Annotated in this window: 7 protein-coding genes and 1 other RNA gene; 7 read left to right on the top strand and 1 reads right to left on the bottom strand. The window is 73.5% G+C overall.

Annotated features, from left to right (window positions below; translation table 11 throughout):
* Positions 1-34: 34 nt before the first annotated feature.
* On the bottom strand, positions 35-709 hold the full coding sequence (locus ACRQ4B_RS14420) for an SDR family oxidoreductase (protein WP_439692098.1): 675 nt from the start codon (positions 707-709) through the stop codon (positions 35-37).
* A 36-nt stretch (positions 710-745) separates the two neighbouring features.
* Here ACRQ4B_RS14420 and ffs point away from each other — a divergent pair.
* The 7 genes from ffs (at position 746) to ACRQ4B_RS14385 (ending at position 16,323) form a co-directional block, all read left to right on the top strand.
* An RNA gene (gene ffs, locus ACRQ4B_RS14415) (signal recognition particle sRNA small type) lies at positions 746-842 on the top strand.
* Between the two features lie 311 nt (positions 843-1,153).
* Positions 1,154-8,581 (top strand): choice-of-anchor G family protein, encoded by a 7,428-nt coding sequence (locus tag ACRQ4B_RS14410; protein ID WP_439692097.1) that lies wholly within the window; start codon positions 1,154-1,156, stop codon positions 8,579-8,581.
* A 141-nt stretch (positions 8,582-8,722) separates the two neighbouring features.
* Positions 8,723-11,482 (top strand): DNA polymerase III subunit gamma and tau, encoded by a 2,760-nt coding sequence (locus ACRQ4B_RS14405; RefSeq protein WP_439692096.1) that lies wholly within the window; start codon positions 8,723-8,725, stop codon positions 11,480-11,482.
* Positions 11,482-12,081, top strand: coding sequence for a recombination mediator RecR (gene recR / locus ACRQ4B_RS14400; protein WP_079236554.1), 600 nt, complete (start codon positions 11,482-11,484; stop codon positions 12,079-12,081). The genes ACRQ4B_RS14405 and recR overlap by 1 nt, the downstream gene beginning before the upstream one ends.
* A 130-nt stretch (positions 12,082-12,211) precedes the next feature.
* Entirely contained in the window at positions 12,212-13,474 is a 1,263-nt protein-coding gene (locus ACRQ4B_RS14395) for an aspartate kinase (protein ID WP_439692095.1), read from the top strand.
* 32 nt (positions 13,475-13,506) lie between these two features.
* Complete coding sequence (locus ACRQ4B_RS14390) at positions 13,507-14,559, top strand: aspartate-semialdehyde dehydrogenase (RefSeq protein WP_439692094.1); 1,053 nt, start codon at positions 13,507-13,509, stop codon at positions 14,557-14,559.
* Between the two features lie 276 nt (positions 14,560-14,835).
* Complete coding sequence (locus ACRQ4B_RS14385) at positions 14,836-16,323, top strand: malate:quinone oxidoreductase (RefSeq protein ID WP_439692093.1); 1,488 nt, start codon at positions 14,836-14,838, stop codon at positions 16,321-16,323.
* The last annotated feature ends 6 nt before the right edge of the window (positions 16,324-16,329 follow it).

The raw sequence follows: 16,329 nt of genomic DNA, 5'->3' as shown, positions 1-16,329 counted from the left end.
GGGGAGCGGTACCGCCGCCGGACGGGTTCGCCGTTCAGCCGAGCGCGGACAGCGCCGCCGGGATCGGGGTGTCCCCGCTCGTGACCTCGAACTGCACGCCGACCGCGGTGTCGTCGAGGATCGCGTGCAGCACGATCGCGGCGACATCGGCGCGGGGGATCGAGCCGCGCGGCACCGTGCGGCCGACGTCGACGGTGCCCTGCGGGACGGTGTCCACCAGCGCACCGGGGCGCACGATCGTCCAGCGGAGGCTCCTGGCGCGCAGGTTCGCGTCCGCCTCGGCCTTGGCACGCAGGTAGACCTGGAAGACGTCGGCCTCGTCACGGGCCGGCACGACGGCCCGCTCCGGGTCGTAGGAGTCCGCGGCCATCGCGGAGACCATCACGTACCGGCGGATGCCCGCGCGTTCGGCCGCGTCGGCGAGCAGGATCGCGCCGTCCCGGTCGACGGTGAGCTTCCGTTCCGCTCCGCTGTTCGGCCCGGCGCCGGCGGCGAAGACCACGGCGTCGACCCCGCGCAGCCGGAGGCCGAGCTCGTCGTCGTCCAGTTGCTCGAGGTCCGCGACGATCGCCGTGGCACCCTGCTGCTCGACGTCGGTCACGTGGGCGGGGTTGCGGACGATGGCGACGGCGTCGTGGCCGGCGTCGGTGACGAGGCGGGCGAGGAGCAGGGCGATCTGGCCGTGTCCTCCGGCGATGGCGATCTTCATGTGTCCGAGTCTGCCCGTTCCGTCCGGTAGACTTCCGGAGGCTCCTCACGTGACGCCATCCAGGCCAACTCCCCCAGGGCGGAAACGCAGCAAGGGTAACCAGGCTCTGGCGGGTGCGTGAGGAGTCTTCTTCGTTTCTGCGTCCGTTTCGTGACGGGTCGCGGACAGCGACCTGATCGTGTGCAAAGATCGCCCACAAGGAACTCCCAACCAGGGTTCTGACACCTTCACCGCCTCACCAGCGGGGGAGTTTCCGGATCAGGTGGCAGGCGCGTCCTGCCAGGAAAAGAGACACGCATGCGCAGGCACGTGTCGCTTCGGGGTACCCGCGTACCCACGACAGCGGGCGACTGGACACGACGGATCTTCGGTGCTGGCGGCCGAGCTCGACGACGAGCATCGGACGATCGGCGTCTCCTCCTGCGTGGCGGTGTCATCGCCACGGTGGCTGCGCTCCTCGCCGCCACCGTGGCGATCCAACCGGTGGCGGCAGCCCAGACGGACGTCTCCGAGGCCGAGGGCGTGCTGCTCAGCGGTTCGGGGATCGTCGGCCTGGACTCCATCGCGCAGCTCGGGGGCGCGTACTCCGCCCGTGGTGCGACGACCGGCGGCGGCACCACGAACCAGCCGCTGAACCTGACCGCACTGAACGCCGTGGGCGTCGACCTCGGGAACGACGTCGACCTGATCGGTGCGAACGGGATCCTCACGCTCGGGGTGGACGGGCAGTACGCCACGACCTCGGCGAACGGTGCGACCGCGTCCTCCGGCCTCCTGACGAACGACGGCGGCATCGGGGTCGGCAGCGGATCGGGCACCGGCGCGGCGACGCTGGACCTCGGCCCGTTGTTCTCGCGGGTGGGTGCCGACACCACGGTGCTCTCGAACGCGCAGCTGCAGGTCGGCGCCCTCGCCTCCCGGCTGTCGGCGACCCGCGGCTCCACGGTCACGACCTCGAGCGACTACCGGATCGCCGGAGCGAAGCTGGACCTCACCAGCCCGGCGGTCGCCGGGCTGACCGCGTCCCTCCGCACGGAGCTCCGGAACGTCTCGAGCTCGGTGAACTCGACGCTCGGGGCGAACGGCGCGCTGTCCGGCACGACCACGGCGCTCACCGCGGAGATCCAGCGACTGCTCCGCACCACCGCGCTCGGGCTCGTGAACGTCAACGGGACGACGGTCACCGCGACCGTGGACCTGAACCTCGACGGCACGCTCGAGCAGGTCCTCCAGCAGCCGCTCACCGACGGCGCCGTGACGATCACCCCGGCGACCGGGGCCATCACGGTCGACCTCGACGCACTCACCGCGTTGAACGGGCAGCCGGCGAACACCCCCGTGCTCACCCCCGTCGCGGTGGACACGATCAACCGGAGCATCGCGACGATCCTCGGGACGCAGCTGCCCACCGCGCTGCAGACCGCGGTCGCGAACACGATCGACTCCACGGCGGTCGCGATCACCGTCACCGCCAACCTCAACGTCGCCACCGTCCCGCTGACGGCGCTGGCGCTCCGGGCGGACACCACCCTCGGTGCACTCGCCGGGACGGCTCCGGCCACCGCGACCGTGACCGCCACCGGTGGCCCCCTCGGGCTGAACGTCCTCAGCGCGCTGCTCGCCCCGGCGGTGAACGGCATCGTGCTGCCGGCGGCCCAGACGCTCGTCCGGCCCCTGGTCGGCGGCACCGCCCTGACCGCCCTCGGCACCACGCTGACGACCACGACGACGGCGGCGTCCACCGTGCTGTCCCCGGTCGTGCTGCTCCTCCGCCAGGTGATCGACCTGACGGTCAACGCGCAGGACACCACCACCGGGTTCCGCGACGCACGCGGGTACGACCCCGGCTCGCGGAGCGTGCACGCCCTGCGCCTGTCGATCCTGCCCGGGGTGAACGTGGCGACGGTGGACCTGGCGACCTCGACGGTCCGCGCCACCGCGTTCGCCGCACCGACCATCACCGCCCCGACCGCGGACCAGGTGTTCAGCGTGCCGACGGCCAGCTCGACGCGCAGCATCACCGTCAGCGGTGTCGGGGAGCCGGGCGCGACCATCGCCGTGAGCCTCGGTGGCGGCCGGACCGGGACCGCCACGGTCGCTGCGAACGGCACGTGGACGACGACCATCGCGGCCGTCCCGACCGGTGGCCACACCGCCACGGCCACCCAGACCGTCGGCGGGACCGCGGCGGGCACGGCCACGCAGCAGTTCTCCGTGGTCGCGCAGCAGGCGCTGACGATCACGACCCCGACCGCCGGACAGACCTTCACCACGACCGGCACCACCGCTCCGGTGACCCTCACCGGCACCGCGACCCCGAACGCGCGCGTCGACGTCGACCTCGGCGGTGGACGCACCGCGACCGGGACGGCGAACGGCGCCGGCGCGTGGAGCGTCACCGTGCCGGAGGTCCCGGTGGGCAACCAGACCGCGAGCGTCACGCAGACCGTCGGCGACAGCACCTCGGCCCCGGTCACGCGCGGGTTCCGCGTCGTGGCGGCTGCCGGCCTGACCGTCGACACCCCGACGCCGGACCAGGACTTCCCGCTGGCCGGCACCACCCGTGACGTGCCGTTCTCCGGTTCCGCAAAGCCCGGCGCCCGCGTCGACGTCTCCGTGGACGACGGCGACCGGACTGCGACGACCACCGCGAACGCCGGTGGCACCTGGTCGACCACGATCACCAGTGTCCCCGCCGGCACGTACACGTCGACCGTGACCCAGACCGTCGGTTCCTCGACGAGCGCCCCGGTCGCCCGCGACTTCACCGTCACCGCGGCACCGGCCCTGACGATCGACGCACCGGAGGACGGCAGCACCATCACCGTCGCCGACGCCACGTCGACCACTCCCGTCACGGTGTCCGGCTCCGCAGCACCGAACGCGCAGGTCACGGTGGGCCTCGGCGGCTCCTTCACCGCCGTGGTGACGGCCGACGACGACGGCGACTGGGCGGCCACGTTCCAGGGCGTCCCCGTCGGCGACCGCACCGCCACCGCGCGGCAGACCGTCGCCGGCACGACCTCGGGGCCGGTGACCACGGACTTCACCGTGGCCGCGGGTGCGCCGATCGCCATCACGGCCCCGGCGCCCGGAGCCACCGTGACGGTCCTCGACGCGGGCACCACGACGGAGCTCGACCTGACCGGGACCGCCGAGCCCGGCGCGGACGTGGCGGTGTCGCTCGGCGGTGGACTGACCGCGACGACCACGGCGGACGGCGACGGCGACTGGACCGCCACCGTCCAGGACGTGCCGGTCGGCCGGTACACGATCTCCGCCACGCAGACCGTGAACGGCACCACCTCGCCGGCCGTCCGGCAGACGATCACCGTCGCCGCGGGCGCCGGCCTCGTCGTGTCGACGCCGGCGCCGGGGAGCACCACCGCGGTCGCGACCGACGACTCGACGATCGACGTCCGGGTCTCGGGTACGGCGCAGCCGGGCGCGGCGATCAGCGTTGTCCTCGACGGCGACGGTGACCCGGTCACGACGACCGCGGGCACCGACGGCACGTGGACCGTCACCCTGCCGGACGTCGACGCCGGCGACCACACCGCAGCGGTCACGCAGACCGTGGGCGGGGCGACCTCCCCACCCGTCGACCGTGCCTTCACTATCGCGGTCGGCGACGCCCTCGTCATCGAGTCGCCCACCGACGCGCAGCAGGTCCCGGCCGGCGCGGGCGGTCAGGTCGGCGTCGTGGTCCGGGGCACCGCGGAGCCCGGTGCGACCGTCGCCGTCACGGTCGACGACGGCGACCCGGTCGACGTCGTCGCGGACGCTTCGGGCAACTGGCAGACCGGCGCGGTCGACCTCGCTGTAGGCGACCACACCGTCACCGCGGTGCAGACGGTGAACGGCACGACCGGTCCGACCGTCACGCGCGACTTCACCGTCGTGCCGGGGACGGCCGTCACGATCGACGCGCCGGCCGTCGGCTCGCGCTTCGTCGTGGTCGACGGGGACGCCACCGCGACGGTGACGATCTCCGGCTCGTCCGAGCCGGACGCCGAGGTGACCGTCTCGCTGGGCCCCAACACCACCTTCACGACGACGGCGACCGACACCGGCGCGTGGACGGTCCAGGCCACGGGTCTCGCACCCACCGGCACGTACACCGTGAACGCCAGCCAGAGCGTCGCCGGCACCGTCACGTCGGCGATCCCGACGACCTTCCGGGTGGACGCCGCGGACCCGCTCGCGATCACCGCCCCGACCACGACGGCGATCCCGGTCGCCGGCGAGGACGTCGTGCGTGCCGTCACCGTCACGGGGACCGGCCAGCCCGGCGCCACCGTGACCGCCACCACGGCCGGCGCCGACGACCAGCGGGCGACCGTCGCACCCGACGGCACCTGGTCGGTCACGTTCCCGGACCTCGCGGTCGGGACGCACCCGGTCTCGGTGACGCAGACGCTGCCCGGCTCGGTCTCCGACCCGGCGACGTCCGACCCGGTCACCCGGACCGTCACGATCGAGGCGGCCGACCCGGTGACCATCACCGCGCCGGACACCGGCGACGTGCTCCTCGTGCCGGACGCCGACGCCACGCGTGACGTCACGGTGACGGGCACGGCGGAGCAGGGCGCCGCGGTCACGGTGCGACTCGGCGACGACGAGCTGACCACGACCGCGGACGGCGACGGCGACTGGACCGTGACGTTCGGTGAGGTCGGTGTCGGGACCCCGACGCTCGTCGCGAGCCAGACGGTGGACGGGACCACTGCCTCCAGTCCGGAGCGGACGGTCACCGTCCGCGCCGCGACCGCGCTGACGCTGACGGCACCGGAGGACGGCGACGTGCTCGTCGTCGCCGACGCGAGCGGGACCGCCGACGTCCGCGCCGCGGGCCGTGCACAGGGCGGCGCCACCGTCACGGTGACGCTGTCGGACGGCGAGTCCGTCGCGGTGACCGCTGGTGCCGACGGCAACTGGGCGACGACCTTCGCGGACGTGCCGGTCGGCGACTACACGGTCCGTGCGACGCAGCGCGTCGCGGGGCAGACCTCGGCACCGGTCAGCGCCGGGATCTCCGTCCGGGCCGGAACGCCGCTCGCGGTCACGACGCCCGCCGGGGCCACCTCGGTGACCGTCGCGGACGCCGACGCCACCACCGACGTCGCGTTCGCCGGGACCGGCCAGCCGGGTGCGACCGTCACGGTCGACCTCGGTGCGGGCGGGGCGGCGACCGCGCCCGTCGGGGACGACGGTCGGTGGTCCGCCACCGTCGAGGGCGTGCCGACCGGTTCGTGGACCGCCGAGGTCACCCAGACCGTGAACGGCACGACGAGCGCCGCGGTCGGACGCCCGGTGTCCGTCATCGCGGCGGCGGCCCTCACGATCCGCCAGCCCGGCGACGAGCCGATCACGGTCGCGGACGGCGACGCCACCACCACCGTGACCGTCGCCGGCGACGCGCAGCCGGGCGCCACCGTGACCGTGACGGTCGACGACCAGGACCCGGTCGAGGCCACCGCGGGCGACGACGGCAGCTGGAGCGTCGACGTGCCGGACCTCGGCGTCGGGACGCACGACGTGGTCGTCACCCAGACCGTCGACGGTTCCACCTCCACGACCCCGGTCAGGACGTCGTTCGAGATCGCGGCGGGCGACCCCGTCGTCGTCGACGAGCCGACCGCCGGCCAGACGTACCTGGTGGCCGGAGAGGGCGCGACCACCACGGTCGTCGTCAGCGGCACCGCGGAACCCGGGGCCGGCGTCGTGGTCGACCTCGGTGGCGGACGCAGCGAGTCCACCACCGCGGGCGGCGACGGCGACTGGAGCGTCGCCGTGCCGGACGTGCCCGCAGGCACCCCGACGGTCAGCGTCACCCAGCGGATCGGCGACACCGTCTCCGCCCCCGTGACCGTGGGCATCCGGGTCGTCGTGGCGGACCCGGTCACGATCGCCACGCCGGCGACGGGGTCGACGGTCCGCGTCGCGCAGCAGGACTCCACCGGGACGATCAGGGCCGCCGGCGCGGCGCAGTCCGGAGCCGAGGTCCGGGTCACGATCGACGGGGGCGACCCGCTGACCGTGACCGCGACCGACGGCGGCACCTGGGCGGTCGACCTCCAGGACATCGGCGTCGGCGAGCACACCGTTCGCGCCACCCAGACCGTCGACGGCTCGACGTCGGCGCCGGTCGTCAGCACGTTCACCGTCGCCCCGGGCGCCGCACTCGTGGTGACGACCCCGGCCGAGGGTGCGATCGTGACCGTCCCCGCCGGCACGACGACCGCAACCGTGCCCGTCAGCGGCACCGGCCAGACCGGCGGCACCGTCCGGGTCGTCGTCGACGACGCGGGCCCGGTCGTGGTCCCGGTCGGACCGGACGGCCGGTGGACGACCGACGTCGCCGGGCTCGGCGCGGGCGACCACACCGTCACGGTCACGCAGGTCGTGAACGGCACCACGTCGTCGCCGATCGTGCGCGACGTCACGGTGGAGGTGGCCGCGGTGGACGCGATCGTCGTCACCGCACCGGTCGCCGGGACCACCTACCGGGTGGTCGACGGCACGACCGACGTGGTCGTCGAAGGTGTCGCCGCACCGAACGCGGCCATCTCGGTCCGGATCGACGGTGGGGCGCCGGTCACCACGACGGCGGACGGTGACGGCGCGTGGACGGTGACCGTGCCGGACGTCGGCACGGGCACACACACCATCGCGGCCTCGCAGACGGTCGGCGGGACCACGACGGACGCACCCGGGGTCGGGTTCTCCGTCAGCGCCGTGGCACCGGTCCGCGTCACGGCGCCCGCCGACGGGCAGGTCCTCACGACCACCGGCCCGACGGTAGCGCTCCCCGTGACCGGGACGGCCGAACCGGGCGCGATCGTCCGGGTGGACGTCGACGGCCGCACGGCCACGACCACGGCGGGCGGCGACGGTTCGTGGACCGTCACGGTCGCCGGCGTGCCCGTCGGCCCGCACACCATCACGGTCACGCAGACCGTCGGCGGGGTCACCTCGGCGCCGGTCACGAGCACCGTCCGGGTCGTCGCGGCGCAGCCGGAGGACGTCACGATCACGAGTCCGGCTCCGGGTCAGCTCATCCCGGCCACCGGGACCGGCGACACCGGCGACTTCACGGTGACCGGGCACGCCACGCCGGGCGCCCTGGTGACGGTCCGGCTGTCGACCGGCCAGGTCCGGACCGTGACGGCCGACGCGAACGGCGACTGGAGCGTCACCTTCGACCGCGTGCCCGAGGGCCGGTGGACGATCACGGCGTCGCAGTCGGTCAACGGCACGACGACCGAGGCGCCGCCGGTCCCGATCGTCGTCGACGCCGTCGCACCGCTCGCGGTCACCTCGCCGACGCCCGGCGAGCACCGGACGGCGTCGGCGGGCGGCAGCGTGGACTGGCGGATCACCGGCACGGCCGAGCCGGGGGCGACCGTCACGGTCGTCGCCGACGACGGGACGCCGGTCACCACGACCGCGGACGACACCGGGGCGTGGTCCGTGGTGCTGCGGCTCCGCGTCGGACCGCACACGGTCCGGGTGACGCAGACCGTGGCCGGCGCGACGTCGGCCGTGCAGTCGGTCGCCGTCGTGGTCGACGCGGCGGACCCGGGGACGCCGGGCACTCCGGGAACGCCCGGCACGCCGGGCACGCCCGGCACGCCGGGCACGCCCGGGACACCGGGTCTGCCCGGGACGCCGGGAACGCCCGGAACGCCCGGCACGCCCGGGACGGGTGCGGCCAGCACCGGGTCGGGGACGGGCAGCGGTGGCCTCGCGTTCACCGGGGCCGACGTCGCGCCGCTCGCGGGTGCGGCCGGCGGTCTGGTGGTCCTCGGCTTCCTGCTGCTGGGCCTGTCCCGACTGGCCCGCGGCCTCCGCCGCCGCGGTCGCGCCTGACACCGCGGCACGCCCCGCCCCGCGCCTCCCGCCCGTCGTCTGACGGACGGGAGGCGCGGCGCCGTTCCGCCGGTCGGCCGACTTCCCACAGGTGCGGGTCCGGGGCGCTCGGCTGTCGGTCGTGCCGACTACCCTGGGTTCGTGGTCACCGCCCTGTATCGCCGTTACCGGCCCGAGAACTTCGCCGAGCTGATCGGACAGTCGCAGGTCACCGATCCGCTCCGCACCGCCCTGCGGACGAACCGGGTGAACCACGCGTACCTGTTCAGCGGTCCGCGCGGGTGCGGCAAGACGACGTCCGCCCGCATCCTGGCGCGCTGCCTCAACTGTGCCGAGGGCCCGACCGACACCCCGTGCGGCGTGTGCCCGAGCTGTGTCGAGCTGGCCCGGGGCGGCGGTGGATCGCTCGACGTCATCGAGATCGACGCCGCCAGCCACAACGGTGTCGACGACGCGCGTGACCTCCGTGACCGTGCGGTCTTCGCCCCGGCGCGCGACCGCTACAAGATCTTCATCCTCGACGAAGCCCACATGGTGACGCCGCAGGGGTTCAACGCGCTCCTGAAGCTCGTCGAGGAACCGCCGGAGCACGTCAAGTTCATCTTCGCGACGACCGAGCCCGAGAAGGTCATCGGCACCATCCGGTCGCGCACCCACCACTACCCGTTCCGGCTCGTCCCGCCGGCCGCGATGCTCGAGTACGTCGAGCAGCTCTGCACGCAGGAGTCGGTCTCAGTGGCGCCGGGGGTGCTGCCGCTCGTCGTCCGGGCCGGCGGCGGTTCGGTGCGCGACACCCTCTCCCTGCTCGACCAGTTGATGGCCGGCAGCGAGGACGGTGCCATCGCGTACGAGCGTGCCGTCGCGCTCCTCGGCTACACGGACGCCGCGCTGCTCGACGACGTGGTGGACGCGCTCGCGGTCGCCGACCCCGCATCGGCGTTCGCGGCGATCGACCGCGTCGTGCAGACCGGGCAGGACCCGCGGCGCTTCGTCGAGGACCTGCTCGAGCGCCTCCGCGACCTGATCGTCGTCGCCGCGACGAACGAGAGCGCCGCCGCCGTGCTCCGCGGGGTCTCGCCGGAGGAACTCGACACGATGACCCGGCAGGCCGGCGTCTTCGGGGCGACCGGGCTCTCGCGTGCGGCCGACATCGCGAACCGTGCACTCACCGAGATGACCGGCGCGACCTCGCCGCGGCTGCACCTCGAGCTCATGACCGCCCGGATGCTCGTGCCCGAGGCGGACGACACCCAGCGCGGGGCCCTCGCCCGTGTCGAGCGGCTCGAGCGTCGCGTCGGGGTCGGTGACGCCGGTGGCCACCAGGCCGGTCCGGAGTCCCTCCCGCCCGCCGCGGCTCCGACCGCTCCGCAGCCCCTCCGGTCGAGCACCACACCGACGACCAGTCCGTCCGCCGCGACGGTGCCCGCGCCCGCGCCGTCCACGCCCGCAGCACCGGCGGCCGACACGACGCCCTCGGTCCCCGCACCGCAGTCGGTCCCTGCACCGCCCGCCGCCGATCCGGGTGCCGCCGCCCGCGACGCCGCCGCCTCCTGGGCCGCCGCCGTGCCGAGCGCACCCGAGGCCCCTGCGGAGCGGCAGGCGCCCGCCGCTCCGACCCCGGCAGCGACGACGTCGGCCCCCGACCAGACCCGACCCACCGAGCACGCGAACGCGTCCTCGACGGGGCAGGGTGTCTCGGCGGGTGACGAGGCCGCGGTCCGTCCGATCGCCGTCGTGGGGTTCCAGCAGCTCCGTGACGCGTGGCCGCAGGTCGTCGAGCACGTGCAGCACGCGAAGCGCTCGGCGTGGTCGGTGGTCGTCACCGCGCAGGTCACCGCGCTGCGTGAGGACGTCCTGACGCTCACCTTCCCGAGCCAGCAGGACGTCGCCTCCTTCAAGGAGATGTCCGATCCCTCCACGAGCGTCAGCGAGCTCCTGCGCGCGGCGATCGTCGACGTGCTCGGGCTGCGGGTGAAGTTCGTGGCCCGCGGTCCGGGCGGTCCCGGGCAGCAGCGCCCGGCACAGTCCGCGCCGCAGCAGGGTGCGCCTGCGCCGCAGCAGAGTGCACCGTCGTCGCAGCAGAGTGCACCGTCGGCGCAGCAGAGCGCGCCTGCGCCGCAACAGAGCGCACCGTCGTCGCAGGCGAGCGCCCCGGAGCGCACGCAGGAGCCCCGTGCCGAGCAGCCGGCCGACGCAGAACCGCGCCAGGCGCAGGCCGCCCCGCAGCGCGCGCCCGAACCCGCAGCCTCCGCACCCGCTGGCGCCGCGGCCCCGGCCGAGAGGCCCGCCGCACAGGCACCCGCCGCTCCGGCACCCACGCCGGAGCAGAGCGGCGCTCCCGTGACCCAGTGGGCCGTCGCCGCCATCCCGGCGACCGATCCCACTGCCGCTCCCGGGCCCGACCGTGGCGAGCCCTCCTGGTCCGCCCCGTTCGGTACGACGGACACCGGCGAGCCCGTCGTGCCGACCCCCACCGTCTCGAACCCCGCGGCCGACGCTGCCCTCGCGGCGCAGCTGCGCCCCGCGTCCTCGCTGGCCGGCGGCGCACCGCAGCCCGCGTCGACGACGGGAGCCGTGCCTCCCGGCGGCCCCGGCGGCCCCGGCGCCCCCGCCGCACCGGACGTGCCGGTCGACGACTACCCGCTCGACGACGACCCGTACGGTGACGGCGAGCCGTACCAGGACGCGACCCCGGCAGCGCCCCCCGCTCCGGCGGCCACGGCTGCTGCGCCCGCGCCGCAGCCGACCCAGCAGGCGGCGCCCCAGCAGGCGGCGCCCCAGCAGGCGGCGCCCCAGGTCCGCCGGACGCCGGTCGCCGGTCGCTACGGCGAAGCCGTGGTGCGTGAGATCCTCAACGCCCAGTTCATCGAGGAGACCTCCCTCAACCAGGAAGGCGCCTGATGTACGACGGCATCGTGCAGGACCTCATCGACGAGTTCGGCCGCCTGCCCGGCATCGGCCCGAAGTCGGCGCAGCGCATCGCGTTCCACATCCTCCAGACCGAGTCGTTCGACCCGTCCCGGCTGGCCGAGCTCCTGGCCGACGTCAAGGAGAAGGTCCGCTTCTGCGAGATCTGCGGCAACGTGACCGAGAACGTGCAGTGCAGCATCTGCCGCGACCCGCGTCGGTCCCCGGCGGTGATCTGCGTGGTCGAGGAGGCGAAGGACGTCGCCGCGATCGAACGCACCCGGGAGTTCCGCGGCCTGTACCACGTGCTCGGTGGCGCCATCAGCCCGATCGACGGCATCGGTCCGGACGACCTGCGCATCCAGCAGCTCATGACACGACTGGCCGACGGCACCGTCGACGAGGTCATCATCGCCACCGACCCGAACCTCGAGGGCGAGGCCACCGCGACGTACCTCAGCCGGCTCCTCGTGCCGATGGGCATCAGGACGACCCGGCTGGCGTCGGGGCTCCCCGTCGGCGGGGACCTCGAGTACGCCGACGAGGTCACCCTCGGGCGGGCCTTCGAGGGTCGGCGGGTCGTCGGCGGCTGATCCCGCCCACCGCTGGCCGCGCAGGATCCTTGCGTCTGCGCCCGCTCTGACGCAACATCCGCGAAACACCGACTACCATTGTCAGACCGCGTCATCCGCGCGGATCCAACGTCCCCGGGAGTACCAGCCAGTGGCCTTGATCGTGCAGAAGTTCGGTGGATCGTCCGTCGCGGACGCCGAGAGCATCAAGCGCGTGGCGAAGCGGATCGTCCAGACGAAGAAGGCCGGCAACGACGTCGTCGTGGCCGTCTCGGCGATGGGTGACACCACCGACGAACTCGTCGACCTCGCGCACTCCGTGACGCCGATCCCCGCCGGCCGCGAGCTCGACATGCTGCTCACCGCGGGGGAGCGCATCTCGATGGCGCTGCTCGCGATGGCGATCAAGAGCCTCGGGGTCGAAGCCTCCTCGTACACCGGCAGCCAGGCCGGCATGCTCACGGACGCCCAGCACGGCAAGGCCCGCATCGTCGACGTCACCCCGAAGCGCGTGCGCGAGGCACTCGACGCCGGGCACGTCGCGATCGTCGCCGGCTTCCAGGGCTTCAACCGCACGACGGGCGAGATCACCACACTCGGCCGCGGCGGCTCCGACACGACCGCCGTCGCGCTCGCGGCCGCCCTCGACGCCGACGTGTGCGAGATCTACACCGACGTCGACGGCATCTTCACCGCCGACCCGCGCGTGGTGCCGAAGGCCAGGAAGGTCGACCGCATCACGAGCGAGGAGATGCTGGAACTCGCGGCCTCCGGTGCGAAGGTCCTCTACATCCGCGCCGTCGAGTACGCCCGTCGGCACGGCGTCACCCTGCACGTCCGCTCCTCCTTCAGCAACGCCGAGGGAACCATCGTCTACAACCCTGCAGAGGGGGAAACCGTGGAAGAACCGATCATCACCGGCATCGCCGGAGACCTCTCCGAGGGCAAGATCACCGTCGTCGGGGTGCCCGACACCCCCGGCAAGGCCGCCGAGATCTTCACGATCGTGGCGCGTGCCGGCGCGAACATCGACATGATCGTGCAGAACGTGTCGGCGTCGAACGGCCGCACCGACATCTCCTTCACGTTGCCGAAGGACCAGGGGCAGAGCGTCCTCACCGCGCTGGGCGTCTCGCAGTCGGAGATCGGCTTCGAGGGCATCCAGTACGACGACCAGATCGGCAAGCTCGCCCTCGTCGGCGCCGGCATGCGCACCAACGCCGGGGTCTCGGCAGCGCTCTTCCGCGCCCTGCACGAGGCGTCGATCAACATCGAGATGATCTCCACCTCGGAGATCCGCATCTCGGTCGTCACGCGCGCCGACACCCTGAACGAGGCGATGCGCGTCGTGCACAACGCGTTCGGCCTCGACGCCGACCAGGAAGCCGTCGTCTACGCCGGCACGGGTCGCTGAGCGTGACCCCGCTGAACGAGCAGGAGCACCAGATGAGCACCCTCACCGTCGCCGTCGTCGGCGCCACCGGCCAGGTCGGCGCCGTGATGCGTCGTCTCCTCGAGGAGCGCGCGTTCCCGGCCGATCGCGTCCGCTTCTTCGCGAGCGCCCGGTCCGCCGGCACGACCCTGCCGTTCCGCGGTGAGGAGATCGTCGTCGAGGACTCCGAGACCGCCGACCCGTCCGGCATCGACATCGCGCTGTTCTCGGCCGGGGCCACGGCCTCGCGTGCACTCGCGCCGAAGTTCGCCGCGGCCGGGGCCCTCGTGGTCGACAACTCCAGTGCCTGGCGGATGGACCCGGACGTCCCGCTCGTCGTGAGCGAGGTCAACCCGCACGCGATCGACGCGGCGCCGAAGGGCATCATCGCGAACCCGAACTGCACGACGATGGCGATCATGCCGGTGCTGAAGGTCCTCGATGCCGAGGCCGGCCTCCGTCGTCTCGTCGCGACCACCTACCAGGCGGTCTCCGGCTCCGGGCTCGCCGGGGTCGAGGAGCTCCTCGGGCAGGCGCGTGCGGCGCTCGAACAGGACACCGCGGCCCTGACGCACGACGGCTCCGCCGTGACGTTCCCGGAGCCCGTCAAGTACGTGCGGCCGATCGCGTTCGACGTGGTCCCGCTCGCCGGCAGCATCGTCGACGACGGGCTCGGCGAGACCGACGAGGAGAAGAAGCTCCGCAACGAGAGCCGCAAGATCCTCGAGCTCCCCGACCTCCTCGTCGCGGGCACCTGCGTCCGCGTGCCCGTCTTCACGGGCCACTCGATCTCGGTGCACGCCGAGTTCGCGCGCCCGCTGTCCCCGGAGCGTGCCACCGAGGTCCTCGCCGACGCGCCGGGCGTCGAGCTCTCCGACGTCCCGACCCCGCTGCAGGCCGCCGGGCAGGACCCGACCTTCGTCGGCCGGATCCGCGCCGACCAGTCGGCTCCGGAGGGGCACGGCCTCGCGCTCTTCGTGAGCAACGACAACCTCCGCAAGGGTGCTGCGCTCAACGCGGTGCAGATCGCCGAGGTGATCGTCGCGCGTCGCGCGGTCGCCGCGTAGCACCGCACACTGCCAGGAGGCCCGTCCCGCGTCAGCGGGGCGGGCCTCCGTCGTGCGCGGCCCGGCCCGGGCGCGCGCCACGCGCGGTGCGGCGTCCCGGCAACGCGCTCGCCACGCTCGGTGCGGCGTTCCGGACGGTGTGCGAGCCTGCGACGCCCGCACCGGGCCCGGAACCGGGCACGCTGCGGACCGGACCCGCGAGACGGGCGGGTGCCGGGCCTCCAGGCCGAGTGCGGGCTGACCGTCCCGTCGACCGCGCGCGGCTAGGATCGACGGGTGGCAGTGAAGCAGGTGGACCCCATCGACGTCGTCCTGGTCGGGGGAGGGATCATGAGCGCCACCCTCGGCGCGATCATCCACCGGCTGGAACCGACCTGGAAGATCCGCGTCTACGAGCGGCTCGGCAGTGTCGCGCAGGAGAGCTCGAACCCGTGGAACAACGCCGGCACGGGGCACTCCGCGCTGTGCGAGTTGAACTACACGCCCGAGCTCCCGGACGGCCGTGTCGACATCGCCAAGGCCGTGACGGTGAACGAGCAGTTCCAGGTCTCCCGGCAGTTCTGGGCGCACCTCGTCGAGACCGGCGACCTGCCGGAGCCGTCGAACTTCATCAACCCCACGCCGCACATCTCGTTCGTGTGGGGCGCCGACAACGTCGAGTACATGCGGAAGCGGTACGAGGCGATGAAGGACCACCCGCTGTTCGCCGGGCTCGAGTACTCCGACGACCCGCAGCAGATCCGGAAGTGGGCCCCGGCGCTCATCCCGGGCCGGAAGAAGGACCAGCCGATCGCGGCGACCTACTCGGCCGCGGGCTCCGACGTCGACTTCGGTTCGCTCACCCGGCAGCTGTTCGACCAGCTCGAGATCGACGGCGTCGAGTTCGAGCCGTCGCACCAGGTGACCAACCTCACCCGGTCGAAGGTCAGCGAGGGCTGGGTGCTCGACGTGCGGAACGACATCGGGCGTTCGACGCAGCGCATCGCCGCGAAGTTCGTCTTCGTCGGCGCGGGCGGCGGCGCCCTGCACCTGCTGCAGAAGTCCGGCATCCCGGAGATCCGCGGGTACGGCGGGTTCCCGGTCTCCGGCGAGTTCCTCCGCACCGACGACCCCGAGGTCGTGCAGAGGCACGCGGCGAAGGTCTACGGCAAGGCCAGCGTCGGCGCCCCGCCGATGTCCGTGCCGCACCTGGACACCCGCATCGTCGACGGCAGTGCGTCCCTGATGTTCGGGCCGTACGCCGGGTTCAGCCCGAAGTTCCTGAAGCAGGGTTCGGTGTTCGACCTGGTGAAGTCGATCCGGCCGCACAACCTCCGGCCGATGCTGAGCGTCGCGTTCTCGAACTTCGACCTCGTGCGGTACCTGATCGGCCAGCTGCTGGCGTCGAAGCAGACGAAGTTCGACGCGTTGCGCGACTTCATGCCGGCCGCAGAACCGCAGAACTGGCACCGGATCACCGCCGGGCAGCGCGTGCAGGTCATCAAGCCCGACAAGGACAAGGGTGGCGTGCTGCAGTTCGGCACCGAGGTCATCACGGCAGCCGACGGCTCGGTGGCGGGTCTGCTCGGTGCGAGCCCGGGAGCGTCGACCGCGGTCCCGATCATGCTGAGCATGCTGCAGAAGTGCTTCCCGGACCGCTGGGACCGCTGGGAGTCGGCCGTCCGGGTGATGGTGCCGACCTACGGCACGGACCTCGGGAGCGACCCGCAGCTGGCCGACGAGACGCTCGAACGCACCGCGACGGTCCTCGGACTGCACCACTGACGCGCG

The organism is Curtobacterium sp. SP.BCo (assembly GCF_051903265.1).
GTDB lineage: Bacteria > Actinomycetota > Actinomycetes > Actinomycetales > Microbacteriaceae > Curtobacterium.
Note: the sequence above shows the minus strand (reverse complement) of the source record. Positions and strands in the feature narration are given on the sequence as shown.